Annotated in this window: 22 protein-coding genes; 7 read left to right on the top strand and 15 right to left on the bottom strand. The window is 71.9% G+C overall.

The window, feature by feature from the left end; all coding sequences use genetic code 11:
• Positions 1-94 precede the first annotated feature (94 nt).
• Both VK923_18545 and VK923_18540 read right to left on the bottom strand, forming a co-directional pair.
• On the bottom strand, positions 95-994 hold the full coding sequence (locus VK923_18545) for an LLM class flavin-dependent oxidoreductase (protein HSJ46683.1): 900 nt from the start codon (positions 992-994) through the stop codon (positions 95-97).
• A 165-nt stretch (positions 995-1,159) separates the two neighbouring features.
• The gene (locus VK923_18540; protein ID HSJ46682.1) at positions 1,160-1,573 is read right to left on the bottom strand and encodes a hypothetical protein; all 414 of its coding nucleotides are present in this window, start codon (positions 1,571-1,573) and stop codon (positions 1,160-1,162) included.
• Between the two features lie 160 nt (positions 1,574-1,733).
• On the opposite strand from VK923_18540, the gene VK923_18535 reads away from it, so the two are divergent.
• Positions 1,734-2,843 (top strand): endonuclease/exonuclease/phosphatase family protein, encoded by a 1,110-nt coding sequence (locus VK923_18535; protein HSJ46681.1) that lies wholly within the window; start codon positions 1,734-1,736, stop codon positions 2,841-2,843.
• 91 nt (positions 2,844-2,934) lie between these two features.
• The gene (locus VK923_18530; GenBank protein ID HSJ46680.1) at positions 2,935-3,705 is read left to right on the top strand and encodes an endonuclease/exonuclease/phosphatase family protein; all 771 of its coding nucleotides are present in this window, start codon (positions 2,935-2,937) and stop codon (positions 3,703-3,705) included.
• Between the two features lie 28 nt (positions 3,706-3,733).
• Here the strand turns inward: VK923_18530 and VK923_18525 are convergent, their stop codons facing one another.
• From VK923_18525 to VK923_18465, 13 genes are read right to left on the bottom strand one after another with little or no spacing between them, the layout of a single operon-like run.
• On the bottom strand, positions 3,734-4,480 hold the full coding sequence (locus VK923_18525; protein HSJ46679.1) for an SDR family oxidoreductase: 747 nt from the start codon (positions 4,478-4,480) through the stop codon (positions 3,734-3,736).
• Positions 4,477-5,640, bottom strand: coding sequence for a hypothetical protein (locus VK923_18520; protein HSJ46678.1), 1,164 nt, complete (start codon positions 5,638-5,640; stop codon positions 4,477-4,479). Before VK923_18520 ends, VK923_18525 begins: the two co-directional genes overlap by 4 nt.
• Positions 5,637-6,518: a heme-binding protein gene (locus VK923_18515; GenBank protein ID HSJ46677.1), complete on the bottom strand. Its 882-nt coding sequence runs from the start codon at positions 6,516-6,518 to the stop codon at positions 5,637-5,639. Before VK923_18515 ends, VK923_18520 begins: the two co-directional genes overlap by 4 nt.
• Before the next feature lie 28 nt (positions 6,519-6,546).
• Entirely contained in the window at positions 6,547-6,684 is a 138-nt protein-coding gene (locus tag VK923_18510) for a hypothetical protein (protein ID HSJ46676.1), read from the bottom strand.
• A gap of 15 nt (positions 6,685-6,699) precedes the next feature.
• Positions 6,700-7,107, bottom strand: coding sequence for a Rieske 2Fe-2S domain-containing protein (locus VK923_18505; GenBank protein HSJ46675.1), 408 nt, complete (start codon positions 7,105-7,107; stop codon positions 6,700-6,702).
• Between the two features lie 28 nt (positions 7,108-7,135).
• Positions 7,136-7,360 (bottom strand): tautomerase family protein, encoded by a 225-nt coding sequence (locus VK923_18500; GenBank protein ID HSJ46674.1) that lies wholly within the window; start codon positions 7,358-7,360, stop codon positions 7,136-7,138.
• Positions 7,361-7,369: 9 nt separating this feature from the next.
• Positions 7,370-8,143 (bottom strand): fumarylacetoacetate hydrolase family protein, encoded by a 774-nt coding sequence (locus VK923_18495; protein ID HSJ46673.1) that lies wholly within the window; start codon positions 8,141-8,143, stop codon positions 7,370-7,372.
• Between the two features lie 4 nt (positions 8,144-8,147).
• Positions 8,148-8,897, bottom strand: coding sequence for a fumarylacetoacetate hydrolase family protein (locus tag VK923_18490; GenBank protein HSJ46672.1), 750 nt, complete (start codon positions 8,895-8,897; stop codon positions 8,148-8,150).
• The gene (dmpG, locus tag VK923_18485; GenBank protein HSJ46671.1) at positions 8,894-9,931 is read right to left on the bottom strand and encodes a 4-hydroxy-2-oxovalerate aldolase; all 1,038 of its coding nucleotides are present in this window, start codon (positions 9,929-9,931) and stop codon (positions 8,894-8,896) included. Before dmpG ends, VK923_18490 begins: the two co-directional genes overlap by 4 nt.
• Positions 9,928-10,860, bottom strand: coding sequence for an acetaldehyde dehydrogenase (acetylating) (locus VK923_18480; protein HSJ46670.1), 933 nt, complete (start codon positions 10,858-10,860; stop codon positions 9,928-9,930). The genes dmpG and VK923_18480 overlap by 4 nt, the downstream gene beginning before the upstream one ends.
• Positions 10,861-10,880: 20 nt before the next feature.
• Entirely contained in the window at positions 10,881-11,660 is a 780-nt protein-coding gene (locus VK923_18475) for a fumarylacetoacetate hydrolase family protein (protein ID HSJ46669.1), read from the bottom strand.
• Positions 11,657-12,436: an IclR family transcriptional regulator gene (locus tag VK923_18470; protein ID HSJ46668.1), complete on the bottom strand. Its 780-nt coding sequence runs from the start codon at positions 12,434-12,436 to the stop codon at positions 11,657-11,659. The genes VK923_18475 and VK923_18470 overlap by 4 nt, the downstream gene beginning before the upstream one ends.
• Positions 12,433-13,143: a hypothetical protein gene (locus tag VK923_18465; GenBank protein ID HSJ46667.1), complete on the bottom strand. Its 711-nt coding sequence runs from the start codon at positions 13,141-13,143 to the stop codon at positions 12,433-12,435. The genes VK923_18470 and VK923_18465 overlap by 4 nt, the downstream gene beginning before the upstream one ends.
• A gap of 176 nt (positions 13,144-13,319) precedes the next feature.
• Between VK923_18465 and VK923_18460 the strand changes: the two genes are divergently transcribed.
• From VK923_18460 to VK923_18440, 5 genes are all read left to right on the top strand, one after another.
• Positions 13,320-14,228 (top strand): catechol 2,3-dioxygenase, encoded by a 909-nt coding sequence (locus tag VK923_18460; GenBank protein HSJ46666.1) that lies wholly within the window; start codon positions 13,320-13,322, stop codon positions 14,226-14,228.
• A gap of 34 nt (positions 14,229-14,262) precedes the next feature.
• Positions 14,263-15,174, top strand: a complete 912-nt coding sequence (locus tag VK923_18455) for a catechol 2,3-dioxygenase (protein HSJ46665.1) — start codon at positions 14,263-14,265, stop codon at positions 15,172-15,174.
• Between the two features lie 10 nt (positions 15,175-15,184).
• A complete protein-coding gene (locus tag VK923_18450) occupies positions 15,185-16,264 on the top strand; it encodes a histidine phosphatase family protein (GenBank protein HSJ46664.1) in 1,080 nt (359 codons plus the stop codon).
• 50 nt (positions 16,265-16,314) lie between these two features.
• Positions 16,315-17,454, top strand: a complete 1,140-nt coding sequence (locus tag VK923_18445) for a PEP/pyruvate-binding domain-containing protein (protein HSJ46663.1) — start codon at positions 16,315-16,317, stop codon at positions 17,452-17,454.
• Between the two features lie 59 nt (positions 17,455-17,513).
• Positions 17,514-17,708: hypothetical protein (locus VK923_18440; GenBank protein ID HSJ46662.1), on the top strand; the 195-nt coding region annotated here is incomplete at its 3' end.

Genomic DNA, 17,708 nt, shown 5'->3' with positions numbered 1-17,708 from the left:
GAGGGGCGCGCCCAGCACGCCGCTCGAACGTGGGCAGCATCGCCAACGTGCGACGGGAACAGGTCCGGAGCGCACCTGAGCGCACGTGGGCCATTCAGCGGAGCTCGGCGGCGATCTCGGCATACGCGCGGAGCTGCGCCTCGTGGTCGTCGCCCTCGGGCCAGAAGATGAACGCGTCGATGCGGTGGTCGTCGTGGAGCTCCCGCAGCTGCTCGACCCAGTGGTCCTTGTTCCCGACGAGCCACTTCTCGGTCGGCCCGTCGGTGATGCGCCCATTGATGTTGTACAGCCGCAGGATGTCCGACGGCTCGCGCCCGGCGTCGTGTGCCGCCTCGTCGAGGATCCTGTGCCGGTCGAGCAGCTCGTCGGGTGGAACGTACGGGGACGACGGGATCCACCCGTCCGCCAGCCGGCCGGTCACAGCCAGCATGCGCGGACCGGTGGCACCGAGCCAGATGCCGACGTCGTGCGCGGGCGTCGGTCCGCTGTGGACGCCGGCGAGCCGGTAGTGCCGGCCGTCGACCCGTAGGCCGCGGTCGCCGCTCCACAGGCGACGGATCACCGTGATCGCTTCCACCAGGGCATCGACCGCCTCGCCCGGCTCGCGGCGGGGTCCGCCCATGGCGGCGATCGCGTCCCAGAACCCCCCTGCCCCGAGCCCGAGCTCGAAGCGGCCGCCTGACATCACGTCCATCGACGCCGCCGCCTTGGCGATCATCGCAGCTCCGCGGAGGGGCAGGTTCGCGACGTCGGGGAAGACGCGGATGCGCTCGGTCCGTGCCAGCAGGTCCGCCATCAGGACGAACGTGTCGAGGAACCTTCGCTGGTACGGGTGGTCCTGGATGCCGACGAGGTCGAGTCCCAGCTCGTCGGCGAGCGTGACGAGTCGGACCGTCGCGGCGTGATCGTCGGCCTCCGGCGACGGGAACAGCCCGAACAGGGGTGCGCGAGGTGGGTCCATGCCCTCGTGATGCCCCGGCGGCGCGGCCCGCACGCCAGGCACCTGCGTCCCCTGCTACGTGTCCGTCCAGCGACGCGGTCAGGACCCGGTCGTCGGTGTCGCGCCCGACGGCGGTGCCGCGGACCTGCAGGCCGCACGCGCTGAGTGTGCGCTCGGGCCGATCGGGCGGGGAGGCTCGGGTGCCGTAGATGCAGACGATCAGCCTGCCGCGGCGAGCGACGAGGACGCGGAGGCACCGGTCGATCGGCGCGGCCGGATCCGCCGCGTACACCAGCTCCGTCCGCACGAGGTCTCGCGGTGCGGCGGGTCCCACGCCAGCACGTCGCCGACGTGGATGCGTCCCGCCCATGCGGGCAGGCGCCTCCTGGCCAGCTCGGCCAACTGGTGGGAACGCTCGAGCCCGGACGGCTCGACTGCGTGACCGTCCTCGGCCGCCCAGACGGCCATGCTCTCCATCAGCAGCCCGTTCGCGCAACCGACGTCGAGGAACATCCCGCTCCGGTCGATCGCCTCGACGATCGGGAGCCGTGCCCGGCGCCAGCGGGCGGCGTCGCCTCGGAACCCCGAGCCGCGTCGGACGTCTGTCGCAGCCGGGTCGTGCTCGTCCGCCATCGCCGCCCAGGCTGACACCGTCGACCCCGTCCACGATCCGGACCGCGCCACCCGGCCGGTCAGCACATGCGTCAACCCAGGAGGCCCGGCACACCTGACGCGCAGACGACAGACCCCCGACGGGTGTGACGTCGGATGCGCCATCCCTACCCTCGCTGGGATGACACCGGATGACCACTCGCACGTGCTCGTCACCGATTCCCCGGCCCGTCGGGCCGGCGACCCACCCGACCCGGATCCGACACCGAGTCGGGCCCGCAGGTGGGTGCTGTGGGAGCTGATCGCGCTCCTCGCGTTGCTCGCGTTCGCACTCGTCACTCGCTGGATCGACGCGACGACCCCGCGGATGCTGCCCGCGATCCAGGCCTTCGAAGCGTTGCTGGTCCCCGCGTCCGCGGGCCTGGTGCTGCTGGCGCTGTGGGCCGGGCACCGGGTGGTCGCCCTGGCCGCCGGCGGCCTCGCGATCGTGCAGCTCGCGACGCTCGTGCCGTGGGTCGCGGGTGACCGCGCCGTCGCGCCCGCCCACGACGCGCTGGTCGTCATGGCAGGCAACCTGCAGTACGGTCGCGGCGATCCCGCCACGGTCGTCTCCGCGGTGCGGCGACGGGACGTCGACGTGCTCGCGCTGAGCGAGGTCACGCCTGACGCACGTGATGCGCTGGGCGCGGCCGGCATCACCGCCGACCTACCCCATGTCGTCGACCAGGCACGCGAGGGCCCGGGCGGTGGCATGATCCTGAGCCGCCACCCGGTCGCGACCGACGCGGTGCCACCGGTCCCCACCATGACGTTCGCCACGCCGGCGGCTGTGGTCGACGCACCTGGCGGCAAAGCACTGGTGGTCGCGGCACACCCGGTACCGCCCTGGCCGGGTGACACCGAGCGGTGGCACAGCGAGCTGGCCGCGTTGGCGTCTTGGCGGCAGACGTCGGACCCGACGTCCGCCTCGTCGTCGCCGGGGACCTCAACGCGACGGAGGCCCACCCCGTGCTGCGGCGCTTCGCTGACGCCGGGCTGCGCGACGCCCACCGTCAGCTCGGGCGCGGCCCGGTCGCCACATGGCCGCGCAGCGGGCGGTTCGGCGTGCCGCTGGTCCCGCTGCTGCACCTCGATCACCTCTTGTCGCGTGGCTTCGGCGTCGCCGCTGCGGGAAGCGTGGCGATCCCCGGCAGCGACCACGACCGTCTGGGCGTCGCTGGCGCCCGGCCGCGCGATGAGTGGCGCCGACCCGGTGGCGGCGGGGAGTGCCCGAAAGCATCGTCCGCCGTGAGCGCCCCGGTCGACGAGCGAGACCGCAGCGACGTGTCCCAGCGCAGCAGTGCGCTGGCGCCGCGCTGACCCGCCGGTGGCGGTTGGCCGCGGTGGCGGCGGTGCTGGGAGCGGTGCACGGCGGGCTGCTCGTCCCGTGGGTCACGCGGCGGCGTCCGACCGTCGTTCGCGATGGTGGTGACCCGCTGGCCGTGCTCTCGTGCAACCTGCAGTACGGGCGCGGCGATCCCGCGGCGCTCGTCGACCGCGCCCGCGCGCGGGACGTCGACCTGCTGCTCGTCGAGGTGACGGTCGAGATGCGCGCTGCGCTGCTCGACGCGGGCATCGCCGATCTGCTGCCCCACATGGTGGGCTCGCCCGAGCCCGGTTCGGGCACCGCCATGATCTTCAGCCGCCATCCGGTGCACGACCCCGACGTCGCGCCGCTGCCGCCGATCAGCTACGGCTCGGAGCTCGCGACCGTCAAGACGCCGTCCGGCGACGTCGTCGTCGCGGCGGTCCACCCGGTCGTGCCGGTCCCCGGTCCGGCCCGCGCGTGGCACGGTGAGCTGGCCGGCCTCGCGGCGTGGGCGGCGTCGGTGCCACGGGACGTGCCGGTCGTGCTCGCGGGGGACTTCAACGCGACGCTGGACCACCCGGTTCTGCGGCGGCTGGGCGACGCGGGCATGGTCGACGCCCACCGGGAGGTCGGCCGCGGCAGGCATGCGAAGTGGCCACGCATCCCCGGGCTGTCGCTGCTGTCGCCGTGGTTCCACCTCGACCACGTGCAGGCCCGCGGCTTCGACGTCCTCGACGCGGACACCCTCGTGATCCCGGGCAGCGACCACCTGGCGGTGTGGGCCGCCCTGGCGCCTGCGAGCTGAGCGTCACCGGCCGGCGGGATCGCCGGCGTCAGCCGATGCCGCGCAGCCCGCCGGCATCGAGGTGCAGCACGGTCCCGTGCAGGATGTCGGCCTGCGGTGCGAGCAGGAGCTCGACGGCCCACACGACCTCGTCGACGGTGGGCAGGCGGCCCAGCGACGTCCGCGCGCTGTACTCGCCCCAGACCTCGTCGAACGGCACGCCGCGCTCCGCGGCGACGGTCGCGGCGATCCGCCGCAGACGGGGTGTGTCCATCGGTCCCGGTGCGAGGGTGTGCACCGTGACGCCACTGGCGCCACACGTCAGCGCGAGCTGCTTCATGACGTTGAACAGCCCGGCGTTGACGACCCCCGGTCCAGCCTCGCTCGCGCCGGGCTCCAGGCCGAGCGTGCCCGCGAACGCCGCGAAGCGCGACCCCGCGGTGAGGTGGTCGCGCACCGCCCGGAAGAGCCGGACGACCCCGCCGATCTTGACGTTCGCGCCGACGGCGAGCAGGTCGGGATCGATCGTCGCCACCGACCCGCGGACCGGCAGGCCGGCGGCGAACACGGCCAGTCTCACCGGCCCGTCGATCGCGTCGCCGATGCGCGCGACCGCGGCGTTGTCGGCGATGTCGGCGACGCACGGCACGACCCGGCTGCTGCCCGCCGCCAGCGCGGTCAGCGCATCGGCGGATCTGGCGACGGCGACCACGATCAGGCCGCGTTCGACGAGCCGGCGCACGAGCGCCGAGCCCACCGTTCCGGTGGCACCCACCACGACCGCGCGATCGCTCACCGCCACCGCCGCGCGCTGGCCAGCCGCGCGCCCTCGACCAGTGCACGGAACGTCTCCCACGTGACCTGGACGGGGATCTCGCGCGCGCACGTGGCGCGGGACGAGAAGCCGCAGTCGGCGCCGGCGATCACCTGTTCGCGGCCGACCAGACCGGCGTAGTTGATGGTTCCGTCGGCGATCAGCTCGGGGCGCTCGACGTCCGGCGTGGCGTGCCCGAGGAACCCACGGATCAGTAGCTTGTCGTCCGGCAGGTCGAGGTCGGCCCAGATCTTCCACTCGTGCCAGTGGCGGGGGTTGGCGACCTCGAACGAGTACGCCCCCGCGTTGCTCCGCAGCATGTGGGACGCGACCTCCGCCATGTCGAGGTCGTGGATCCGCGGACCGGCGTTCAGGCCGTAGCAGGTGTGCAGACGGATGCGGTCGGCGGGGATGCCCCGCAGCGCGTGGCTGACGTTGTCGATGTGCTCGCCGGCCGTGCGCACGCGGTCGTCAGGGTCGGAGCCGGGGGCGCCCGTCAGGATCTCGATCAGCCACGGGTCGTCGATCTGCAGCAGGAACCCTGCGTCGACGATCGCCAGGTACTCCTCGCGCAGCGCCTCGGCGACGGCGTCGAGGTACGCAGTCTCCGAGTCGTAGTGCCGGTTGATGCCGAAGCCACGGGGGCTCGTCGGCGGGATGAACGCCTCGGTCACCCCGCCGCCGATGTCGGCGAGCGCGATCCGCAGGTTCGCGATGTCGGCCGCGACGGCGTCGTGGCCGCGATAGGTGACGGGACCGGTGCACGTGACCGCCGCCAGCGGCACACCAGTCTCGGTGTCCTTGTCGAAGTAGCGATCGTAGACGTCGGGGAACGCCTCCGTCTCGCGCCGCCACGACGGCGATAGCACCGTCTCGCCGTCGTCGGCGGAGAAGCCGTCGAGCTGCTCGACGACGTAGGTGAAGAGGCTGGCCGTGCCCTGCTCGCTGTCGGTGACAACGTCGAGGCCGACCTCGACCTGACGCCGCACGCGGTCGCGGACGGCGTCGCGGACCTGCTCGGCGAACAGCGCCGCGTCGTAGGGCCGGCGGTGCTCCTTCTCCCGCATCGTCTCCAGCAACGGCCGCGGACGGGCGAGGCTGCCGACGTGCGTCGTCGGGATGCGCCCGGTGCCGGCTCTCATCCCTGGCTCCGTCCGAACGGCGGCTCCATCGCGGAGCCGCGGGCCGCGTAGTCGAAGCCGCCCAGTTCCAGGCGTGCGCGCGTGCGGTCCTGCGGCGACGCATAGTAGGCGCGGATCTCGGCGAGCAGGCCGCTGTCCGGATCGAAGTGGTACCACTCGTCGCCACGGAGCACGGTCTGCTGGAACGTCTTGACGTGCGTCCACTCGGCGACCGCGGTGGCCGAGGTGGGATCGCACAGCACGGTGTCGACGGTCCACACCGACCCGATCGTGGCGACCGCCTCGGCCCACCTGCGTCCGATGGTCGCGCCGCCGACGAACGGACCGTCGTACATGTCCGGCGGGAAGTAGTGGACGGCGTCGGCGGCGCAGTGCGCCGCGATGCCGGCGGCGTCGCCGTCGTTGCAGGCGGCGAAGTAGCCCAGGATCGTCGCGCGCATCCTCGCGGCTGTCAGGGACGATGCCGTGACGGCCGCCGCCGCGGCCGCGGCGATGCGGTGGTCCTGCTCGGCCGTCGCGCCGCTGACGCCGACCCGGCCGACCACCGAGCCGTCGACGACCACGGGCACGCCACCACCGAGCGGGAGCAGCCGGTTGTTCCTCCCCAGCGCGGCCAGCTCGGGCTCTTCGACGAGCAGCCCCGCCCACCACCGGGTCGACTGCCCGAAGGCGACCGCGGTCCACGCCTTGTCGGCGGCGACGCCGCGCGACAGCAGCGGCGAGCCGTCCATCCGCGCCATCGCGACCTGGTCGCCTCCCAGGTCCACCACCGTGATGACGACCGCCGCGCCGAGCGCGCCCGCCTCGCGAACGCCGGCGTCGATGACCCGCCCGGCGCCGTCCATGCTGATGACCTCCTGGTCGATCGTAGGTCTCACAGCCCGATCCTCGCTCACAGTCGCATGGTCACCCCTGCGGGTGCGGTGATGTCGAACCAGTGCGGGTGAAGGCCGATCCGTCGACGATCACGTCGAACAGGCCGCGCTCCGGCCACGACGTCCACCACCGTGGTCCCAGCCACCGGCTGGCGTCGATCCCACCCATGTCCCAGACCACGGCTCACGATGCGCCGCCGTCCCGCGGCCGGTCCGCGTCGCGGGTCCAGTCACGGGCGTGCGCCAGCATGATCTCGCGCATCGACCTCGGAGGCGCGGGCGCGGGCACGTCGACGAAGACCTCACCGTCGACCACCTCGACGTCGTAGGACACCAACCGGCCCTGACCACCGACGTGCTCGCCGTCCGGCAGGTGGTAGCGCCAGAAGTGCATGGGGCAGATCAGGCGCCCCGACAGCACGCGGCCGCCGGCGAGCGCCGACGCCTGGTGGAGGCAGCGGTTGGGGAAGGCGACGACGTCGTCACCAACGCGGACGACGACGGCGCGACCGTCGGCGACCGCGACGCAGCGGTCGATCGGGACGTCCTCGACGCGACCCGCACTGACACGCACGTCGGGCCGCACCGTCATGCCATGTCGGCGGCGCAGCGCACCGCCGTCACCCGGCGTCCCGCGTGGCGGCCCGCGCCCGTTCCTCCCGGACCACACGCCACGGCTTGCCGCCCACGCCGTACTGGTGCTCGTGCATCTCGTTGACCATGATCCGGACGCTGGCGATCGGCGCCTCGAGCGAGTCGGCGATCGCCTCGGACACCGCGACGATCATCTTCTCGATCCTCTCGGGCGGACGTCCCTCCATGATGTTGATCGACACCAACGGCATGTCTGCTCCTCACGTCGCGCGGACCGTCACCGGTCCGATCCTGTCGAACTCCGCCGTCACCACGATGCCCGGCCGCAGATCGACCGGTGCCGTGAGCCCGCCCGAGATGACCACGGCACCGGCCGGCAGCGTCCGCCCGCAGGTGTTGACCATCCATGCCACGGCGGCCGCGGGATCACCGTGGGCGGCGGCGCCCGCGGCGGTGGACGTCACGACACCGCCGACTGAGACGACCACGCCGGCCAGTCTCAGATCGACGGTGTCGGGTGCAACCGGATCACCGAGCACCACGCCGCCAGCGGAGCTGTTGTCTGCGATGTTGTCCAGCGGCCCGAACCGGAAGCCGACGTAGCGCGAATCCACGATCTCCAGGCAAGCCATGACCGCAGCGGTCGCCCAACGCACATCGGCGGCCGACACCGGCGCCGCGAGCTCATCCGCCAGCAGGAACGCGATCTCCGGCTCGACCTTGGGGTGGATGTACCGCGCCAGGTCGGCGACGCCGCCGTCGACCCACATCGCGTCGGTGAGCCAACCGTGGTTGGGGTGCTCCACGCCCATCGCCCGCCGCATCGCCTCGCTCGTGAACCCCAGCTTGCCGCCGACCAGCACTTCGCCGTCCGCCTCGCGCAGGGCAATGCCACGGGCCTGCACGGCATAGGCGTCACCCTCGTCGAGCGCCGGCCAGCGTGACGTGAGCGTCGCGACCGGGCGGCGGGCGGTGCGGGCGGCGTGCAGCTCGCGGGCCAGGTCCGCCACGTCCACGGATGCGGTCGCGGTCACCTGCTCACGCCCCGCAACGCAGCTCGACCGCGCCGATCCTGTCGAACGTCGCGCGCACCACGTCGCCCGGCCCCACCGGGACCGCCGCCGTCAAGGCGCCGGCCAGCACCACCGTCCCGGCGGCCAGGCCCCGGCCGCGCCCGTGCAGCGACCGCACGAACCACGCCACGGCAGCGGCCGGGTGATCCAGGACCGCCGCACCCGCCGCGGTGTCGACGAGCTCACCGTTGCGCTCGAAGACGCAGCCGAGCACCCGCAGGTCCAGTCCGGCAACCGGAGCCGGCGCACCGAGGGCATAGCGCGCCGACGAGATGTTGTCGGCGACGACCGCCGGCAGCGTGAACTCATAGCCGGCGTACCGGCTGTCCAGGACGTCGATCGCCGGCAGCACGGCATCGGTTGCCGCCAGGACCTGCGTCGCCGTCACTGCCCGCCCAGCCAGGTCACGCGCGATCCTGAACGCGATCTCCGGCTCGGCGCGGGGCTGGATCAGCGCACCGCACGACAGTGCCGTGCCGACGTCGACCTGCGTCCCCTGCAGGAGCCAGCCGTACGCGGGCTCGTCGACGTGCATCTGCCGCTGCTTGGCGAGGCTGGTGAGGCCGAGCTTCGCCGCCTTTACGGGCAGGCCCAGCAGATCGATCAGCTCGTCCTGCAGGTCGTAGGCCTCCTCGAGGGTCAGGGCGCCGGCCTCGGGCGCGATGGCCGTGCGCGTGCGGACCGCCTCTGCCAGCCGCTTCGGCAGGTCGCTCATGTCTCCTCTCCGCGCGCGAGCTGGAGGGCCACGTCGATGATCATGTCCTCCTGTCCACCGACCATCCCGCGACGGCCCAGCTCCAGCAGGATGTCCCTGGTCGCGACGCCGTAGCGCTGGGAGGCCTTCCTGGCGTGCAGCAGGAACGAGCCGTACACGCCGGCGTAGCCCAGCAACAGGCCGTCGCGGTCGATCACGCCCTGGTCGGGGCGGATCGGCCGCACGGCGTCCTGCGCCGCGTCCATCATGGCGAACGGGTCGACGCCGGTCTCGATGCCGGACTTTGCGCAGGTCGCCACGAGCACCTCGGTGGGGCAGTTGCCCGCACCGGCGCCGAGCCCGGTCGTGCAGCCGTCGATCTGATCGGCGCCCTCGTCGAGCGCGGCCAGCGAGTTGGCCACGGCCAGCGACAGGTTGTTGTGCGCGTGGATACCGACGTCGATGTCGACCGCGGCCTTGAGCGCGGCGACCCGCCGCCTGGCGTCGTCAATCGTCATGGCCCCGGCCGAGTCGACCACGTAGACGCAGTCGGCGCCGTACGACGCCATCAGCCGCGCCTGCTCGGCGAGGGCTGCGGGCTCGATCATGTGCGCCATCATCAGGAAGCCGACAGCCTCCATCCCCAGGTCCTTCGTCAGCGCGACGTGCTGCTCGGCGATGTCGGCCTCGGTGCAGTGGGTGGCGACGCGCGCCACCGAGACTCCGAGGTCGGCGGCCTCGCGCAGGTCGTCCTTGACGCCGATGCCAGGTACGAACAGCACGGCGATGCGGGCGCGCGTCGCGGTCTCGACCGCCACCTTCAGCAGATCGGTCTCGGGGGTGTGGCTGAAGCCGTAGTTGAACGACGACCCGCCCATCCCGTCGCCGTGGGTGACCTCGATCACCGGCACACCGGCGGCGTCAAGCGCGGCGACGACGGTCCTGACCTGTTCGGTCGTGAACTGGTGGCTGACAGCGTGCGAGCCGTCGCGCAGGGTGGAGTCGGTCAGTCGGAAGCGCGGCGCGGAGCCTGGCGCCGTGTCGCCGCCCGTCATGATGTGTGCCTACCGCTGCCGCTACTTGCGGCACGTGCCGTCATCGCCGCGGTGGCCAACGTCTCGCCGACCCGCACCGCCGACGCGGTCATGATGTCGAGGTTGCCAGCGTAGGGCGGGAAGTGGTCGCCCGCCCCCTCGACCTCGAGCAGCACCACGACCCGGGCGGGGACGACACCGCCCGGCGTGCCGAACACGTCGGTCTCGAACACGGGCTCGGCCTTGAGCCTGTACCCGGGCACGTACGACGCCACCCGGTCGGCCATCGCCAGGATCGACGCGGCCACCGCATCCTCGTCGTAGCCCTCGCCCAGCGCACAGAACACGGTGTTGCGCATCAGGACCGGCGGCTCGGCGGGGTTGAGGATCATGATGGCCTTGCCGTGGGCGGCGCCGGCGACGGTGACCAGCGAGTCCGACGTGGTGTGGGTGAACTCGTCGATGTTCTGACGGGTGCCGGTGCCGGCGGAACGCGACGCGACCGCCGAGACGATCTCCGCGTAGGGCACCTGCGCCACCGACGCCACGGCGTGGACGATCGGCGCGGTCGCCTGACCGCCGCAGGTGATGAGGTTGACGTTGGCCGCGTCGATGTGGGCTCCGCCGTTGACCGGTGGCACGACCAGCGGACCCAGCCTGGCCGGCGTGAGGTCGACCGCCCGCAGCCCCGCCTCCTCGTAGCGTGGGCCGTTCCGGCGATGGACCCAGGCGGACGTGGCCTCGAAGACCACGTCGAACCGGTCGGCGCGGTCCAGCAGCCAGTCCGGTCCCTCGTCGGTGGCGTCGAGGCCCGCGGCACGGGCCTTGGCCAGGCCTTCGGAGTCGGGGTCGATCCCGACCACGGCGGTGACGTCGAGGTGCTGCGACCGCAGCAGCTTGTACATCAGATCCGTGCCGATGTTCCCCGACCCGACGATCGCACAGCGCATCTTCCTACCTCCTGTCGCGGTCACACGAACCGCGCCGTGACCGGGCCGAGGCGGTCGAAGTCCGCGCGGATCACGTCGCCGGGCGCGACCGGGAACGCCCGGTGCAGCGAGCCGGTCATGATGAACCAACCCGCTTCGAGCGTGACGTCGTGGGCCGCCAACGTGTTGGCCAGCCACGCGACCGCCCCGACCGGGTCGCCGAGCGCGGCCGCGCCGGCGCCACTGCCCTCGACCGCGCCGTTGCGCGTGATCACCATCCCGACCAGACGGGGGTCCCAGCCCTCCAGCGACACGACGCGCGACCCCAGGATCGTCGCGCCCGAGCTGGCGAGGTCGGCGATCGTGTCGACGAGCCCGATCTTCCAGTCGCGGATGCGGCTGTCGACCATCTCGATCGCCGCGACGGCGCCCGCGATCGCACGCCACGCGTGCATCGCCGTCACACCCGGGCCCCGGACGGGACGGTCCAGGACCAGCGCGATCTCCGCCTCGACCCGGGGCTGGATGTAGTGCTCGAGCTCCACCGCGTGGCCGTCGGAGTACACCATCGACGACAGCACGGGGGCGTAGTCGGGCACGTCGACGCCGAGCATCTCCTGCATGGGCTTCGACGTGAGGCCCAGCTTGTAGCCGACGGTGCCTCCGCCGTCGCCGTCGACGATGCGCCTGGCGAGCCCCTGCTGGATGTGATACGCGTCGTCGACCCCCAGGTCGGGATGGGCCGGGGCGATCGGATCGATGGGCGCGCGGTCACGCAGCGCGACGTGCAGCGCCTCGGCCAGGTCCTCGTGGATGGTCACTGCTGCGATCCTCTCGATCGGTGGCCGAGCCGACGCGACGCGACGGCGGCGGCCTCCATCACCGCGTGGGTGACCCTGTGCATCTCCGGGCGCATGCGGCTGGTCGGGCCGACCACACTCATGGCCGCGACCACCGTCGCGCTGGCGTCGCGGATTGGCGCGGCCACGCTGATGGCACCGACCTCGGACTCCTCGAGGTTCTGGGCGTATCCCAGGTCACGGACCGTCAGCAGCTCCTTGCGGAGCAGGTCAGGGTCGGTGATCGTCTGCGGGGTGCGCGCGACCAGCTCCCACCCCCGCAACACCCTCGACAGGTCGGGCTCGGACAGGTGCGCGAGCAGCACCTTGCCGGTCGCGGTGCTGTGCGCCCAGTTCCGGCGCCCCACGTCGAGGAACATGCGCAGTGAGTGCGGGCTGTCGAGGCGTTCGACGTAGACGACCTCACGTCCGTCCAGCACGGCGACGTGGACCGTCGCTCCGGAGCGCGTGCGCAGCAGGGTCATCGGCGGGAGCACCGCCTCGGTCAGGTCGAAGCCCGCCGACGTCGCGGCGATCAGGTCGTAGACGGCGAGCCCGAGCTTGTAGCGCCCGGTCTCGGCGTCCTGCTCCACGAGGTGCTCCGCCGCGAGCGTCACGAGCAGCCGGTGGGCCGTGGACTTCGACAGGTCGAGCTTGCGGGCCAGCTCCGACACGCCGAACGAGCGCTGGCGGGACGTGAACGCCTTGAGCACCCGCGCGCCGTTGCGGACCGACGACAGCAGCTCGGGCTCGTTCATCCCGGCAGATCGCCGCCAGCCGGCTCGGCGGCACCCGGCGCCGCGTCGCGACGGACGGCGGCCAGGACAGCCCGTCGCACAGCCGACGGCTCGGGCGTGCCGCCGGCCACCAGCGCGGCCACGGTGTCGTCGGCCGGCGCGATCTCGCGGGCCAGCAGGGCCTGTGCACGGACGAGGCCGGCAAGCGCGGCGCCCTCCATCTCGTCCACGAGCGGCTCACGGCCACGCGCCCGGACGCGGATGGCCTCGAAGTCGCGGGCCTCGGCGACGTGGCTCATCGCCAGGCCCGCCCCGGCGTGGCCGGCGTGGTGCCCGGTCAGCTCGCTGCCGGGCTGGACGATCAGGTGGTACAGGTAGGTCGACACGCCGAGCGTGCGTCGCACCTGCGCACTCGCCGGCCCGGTCGACTCGTCGATCATGCCCAGCGGCGGCAGCACGACCGGGTCGTAGAAGCGGACGGTCCAGGACAGCTCGCCGAGCCGGTCCGGCAGCGCGACCTCCGGACCCGACGGCGGAGGGAGCGGCTCGGTCGTGGCGACCACGTGCAGGTTGCGCACCCCCGCCGCGATCACCGTGAACGGCCCAGCAAGCAGCGGCAGCCGCCCCCGGACGGCTGGCGGCTGACCGGCGCTCTGCGACAGGTACGCCTGGTGGACCGTGCGGATGTAGTCGGCCATCGCCGCGCGCATGTCATCAGGAGTCGTCACGGTTCGCAGGCTAGGGGTCGGAGGGACGGCCGCGGCGATACCGTCCCGGCATACGGGACGCAAATCGGCGCCGATACGGCCTTGTGCGATCGCGATAACCGGCGACGGGAGGAAACCCATCCCGCATGCCGGGACGTTCGACCGCTGCGACCGGGCCCGTCAGTACGGTCGGGACCATGGGCATCCTGCGATTGAGCCACGTGGACATCACGGTCCCCGACCTCGACCTCGCCGCCGCATACTACACAGGCGTGTTGGGGCTGGAGATCACGGAGCAGACCGGCGACCGCACGTTCTTCAAGTGCTGGGACGAGGAGGACCACCACTCGCTGGCCGTGCGCTACGACCCACGCGTGGGCATCGACCGGTTCGCGTTCAAGGTCGAGACCACCGACGACCTTGCCGAGCTCGAGAAGCGCGTCGAGGCCTACGGCTTCCGCGTGCACCGCGTCTCGAAGGACGAGGAGATCGGCCAGGGTGAGTCGATCCGGTTCGAGACGCCGTCGGGCCACGAGATGGAGCTCGTGCACGACGTCGACCGTGTCGGCAGCCGCATCGGCAAGCTCAACCCCAACATCCTCCCCGAGGGCCTCCAGGGCATCGCACCGCCCCGAATGGACCACCTGCTGATCAACGCCGAGGAGGTCGGGGAGGCGACGAGGTTCTACATGGACGTCCTCGGCTTCCGGCTGACCGAGCAGCTGCTCGGCGGCGACGGCCATCAGATCGGCGTGTGGCTGGAGCGGTCCCACTCGCCCCACGACCTCGCCGTCGTCAACGGACCGAACGGTGCGCTGCACCACTTCGCGTTCTGGCTCGACGACTGGGACCACGTTCGCGCCGCCGCCGACATCCTGGCGTACAACGCCATCCAGGTCGACGTCGGCCCGACGCGTCACGGCGTGACACGCGGCAACACCATCTACTTCTTCGACCCCATGGGAACCCGCAACGAGGTCTTCACCGGCGGGTACCGACCCGATCCCGACTTCCCGACGATCACGTGGACCGAGGACAACATCGGGCGCGCTGTCTTCTACTACGAGGGCGAGATCAACGAGCGGTTCGTGACGGTGCACACCTGATGCGCGGCAGGCGGCACGGACGCGGGAGGGCGCCATGGGGATCCTGAGGCTGTCACACGTCGAGCTGCGGGTGCCCGACCTGGAGCTGTCCACCGCCTACTACACCGAGGTGGTCGGGCTCATCGAGACGGCCCGGGAGCACGACAGGGTGTTCCTCAAGGGCTGGGACGAACAGCAGCACCACTCGGTGATCCTGCGGTACGCACCGACCTACGGCCTCGAGACGCTGGGCTTCAAGGTCCAGGACGCCGCGGACCTCGACGAGCTCGCCGAGCGGGTGGAGCAGGCCGGCATCGCGACGAAGCACTTCGCGGCAGGCGAGTTGGGACCGGGCTCGGGCACGACCGTGCGCTTCACCACCGCGGGCGCCCACACCGTCGACCTCGTGCACGGCATGGAACAGGTCGGCAACGCCCTGCCCCTGCACAACCCGCCACCCGAGCCGCAGGGGCTGCCGGGCATGCACCCACCCCGCATCGACCACGCGTTCCTGATGTGCGAGGACGTCGACGGCATCACGGCGTTCTTCACCGACGTGCTCGGCTTCCGCCTCACGGAACAGATCCTCGCCGACGATGGCCACCAGCTCATCACGTTTCTCGAGCGGACCCACACCGCCCACGACATCGCGTTCGTGACGGGACCGAACGGCGCGTTCCACCACGTCGCCTTCTGGGTCGACGACTGGAACGACCTACGGCGCTCGGCGGACATCTGCGCCTACCACGGTGTCCGGATCGACGCGGGGCCCACACGTCACGGTGCCACGCGCGGGTGGGGCCTGTACTTCTTCGATCCGGCCGGCAATCGCAACGAGGTCTACACCGGTGGGTACTGGGCCGATCCGGATCGCGAGCCGATCACGTGGACCGAGTCGGAGATGGGGCGCGCCGTCTTCTACTACGAGGGTGTGGTCGACCAGAGCTTCCTGACGGTGCACTCGTGAGGACCCGGGCGTGAGCGACGACCGCCGACCCCTGCCGAGGACCGAGCGGGTCGACCCCCCGCTGTACCTGTCGCGCTACCTCGAGCGGCAGAAGGCGGACGGTCCGCGTGAACCGGCGGACGGCGACGAGCAGACTCCGCTGTACCTTCGGCGGTTCCGGGAGCGCAGGTCGTCGGGGCAACCGACGCAGTCCCTGCCGCCGCTGCACGAGCGCACCGGGCTCGGCATGCAGCAGGCGCTGTCGGAGGACAACCGCACGAAGGAGATCTCGGCCCCGCCGGCCGCGAGGAAGCGCCTGCTGGCGGACGTGTACCTCGTCCGCCACGCCGAGACCCAGGGCTACTCGACGGAGGCGGGGCTGACCCCGCTCGGCAACTGGCAGGCCCACACCTACGGGCACACGGTCGCCAAGCGGGTCGACGACGGTGAGACCGTGGTCGTCCGGCACGCCGACACCAGCCGGGCCCGTGAGACGGCGCAGAACCTGGCGCGCGGCCTCCACGACGGCCTTGCGCTGTTCGAGAAGGACGTCAAGGTCTTCGAGCCGGCGCCGATGCCGGAGTTCCGCAACTTCGGGGTGGCCACCCCCGAGGGGATCCGCGACGTCACGGCGGCGTTCCGCAAGTACTACGCCACCCTCGAGGAGTTCGAGCGCACCGCCCTGGGTGACCGCCCGATGTGGCTTGTCGAGATCGACCGCTTCTGGCGGACCCAGCAGGGAGGCGGCGACCCCATCCAGCACTGGCTGACCATCCCGATGTTCCACTTCGAGCCGCCCGCGATGGCGGTTCGGCGGTTCTGGACCGGCATCCACCGGCTCGCCGCCGAGTTCAGTGGCGCGCGCCTGGTGGTCACCACCCACTCGGGCCCGATCCGGGCGTTCGCGATCGCCGCGCTCGGCTACGACCCGGGCGAGCCGTACAACACCGAGCACGTACGCGTGAAGGTGTTCGAGGGCGGCACCGAGGCGCTCGTGAGCTACCGCAACCGCGTCCAGGAGATGCACGTCCCAGAGATCGAGGCACTGCCCACGTGGCAGCTCGATGAGCAGTGGACGCCCCCAGGGACCGCGTCCGGAGCCCCGATGTGACCACGGACCGCACCACAGGAGGGTGATCGGTGTGCAGAAGCTGGCCGACCGTGAGCGAGCACGACTGGCGGACGCCTCGGGCCGTCACGGCACCCGGCGCCCACGCCCGCGCCATGTCTGACTACATCGTCTGGTTCGACGACTACGACGAGGCGCGGGACCGCTGCCGCGTCGGCGGCAAGAACGCCAGCCTGGGAACGATGACCGGCGCCGGCCTGCCGGTGCCGCCCGGGTTCGCGGTCACGACCGACGCCTACGACCTCCTGCGTACCCACGACGACCTGCGGGCGGCGATCGAGGCGGCCCTGGCGGAGGTCGACTTCTCCGACCCGGCCCGACTCCGGCGGGTCTCCGCGACCGTGCGCGGCCTGATCGACGACGTGGACCTGCCGGCCGACGTCGAGCGCTCGATCCGGGCCTGCTATGCCGACCTGTCACGACGCTGCGGGCTCGACGCCGTGCCCGTGGCCGTACGTTCCAGCGCGACCGCGGAGGACCTCCCCGACGCGAGCTTCGCGGGCCAGCAGGACACCTACCTGTGGGTCACGGGGGCCGACGCGGTCGTCGACCACGTCCGCCGGTGCTGGTCGTCGGTGTTCACCGACCGCGCGATCGCCTACCGTCACGAGATGGGCCACGACCACGAGGTGATCTCGATGTCGGTCGGCGTCCAGAAGATGGTCAACCCCCGGTGTGCAGGCGTCGCGTTCACGCTGAACCCCCGCAACGGCGACCGGTCGCAGGTCGCGATCGATGCCTCGTGGGGCTTTGGCGAGGCGGTCGTGGGTGGCGAGGTGACCCCTGACAGCTTCCTGGTCGACAAGGTCCTGCGCACCGTCGTCGACCGGATCATCTCGGCGAAGGCGATCGAGTACCGCCTCGACGGCGAGGGGGTCGTGAAGTGCGACGTCGACGAAGCACGCCGGGACGCGCAGTGCATCACCGACGAGGAGATCTGCGCGGTGGCGGCGATGGCACGGCGCGCCGAGCGGCACTACGGGCGGCCGCAGGACATCGAATGGGCCATCGACCGGCACCTGCCGGAGGGCGACAACGTCATCATGCTGCAGGCCCGCCCCGAGACGGTCTGGTCGCGCAGGCCGAAGCGATCGATCACCACCGAGGCCTATGACCCGATGAGGTCGATCGTGTCGACCCTCATCTCCCCGACCCACGCGACCGAGCCGTGAGCCGTCGACGCACCACCGGTGCGGGCCTGCGTCCACGAGGATCAAGGAGAGAGACTGTGATGACAGAGAGCCGATTCCCGAACCCGTTCGAGCTCGAGACACCTGAGGGGGCGCAGGGGTGGGAGGAGCTGTACAAGTACTCGGTGCTGTTCAGCGACGGCCGGCGGGAGCACGACGAGAACCAGTTCTGGTTCCAGGACAGCATGCACTGGGGCTCGGCGATGTCCCCCTGGGACGCCGACCACCTCGAGTAC

Source organism: Euzebyales bacterium (genome assembly GCA_035461305.1).
GTDB lineage: Bacteria > Actinomycetota > Nitriliruptoria > Euzebyales > JAHELV01 > JAHELV01.
Note: the sequence above shows the minus strand (reverse complement) of the source record. Positions and strands in the feature narration are given on the sequence as shown.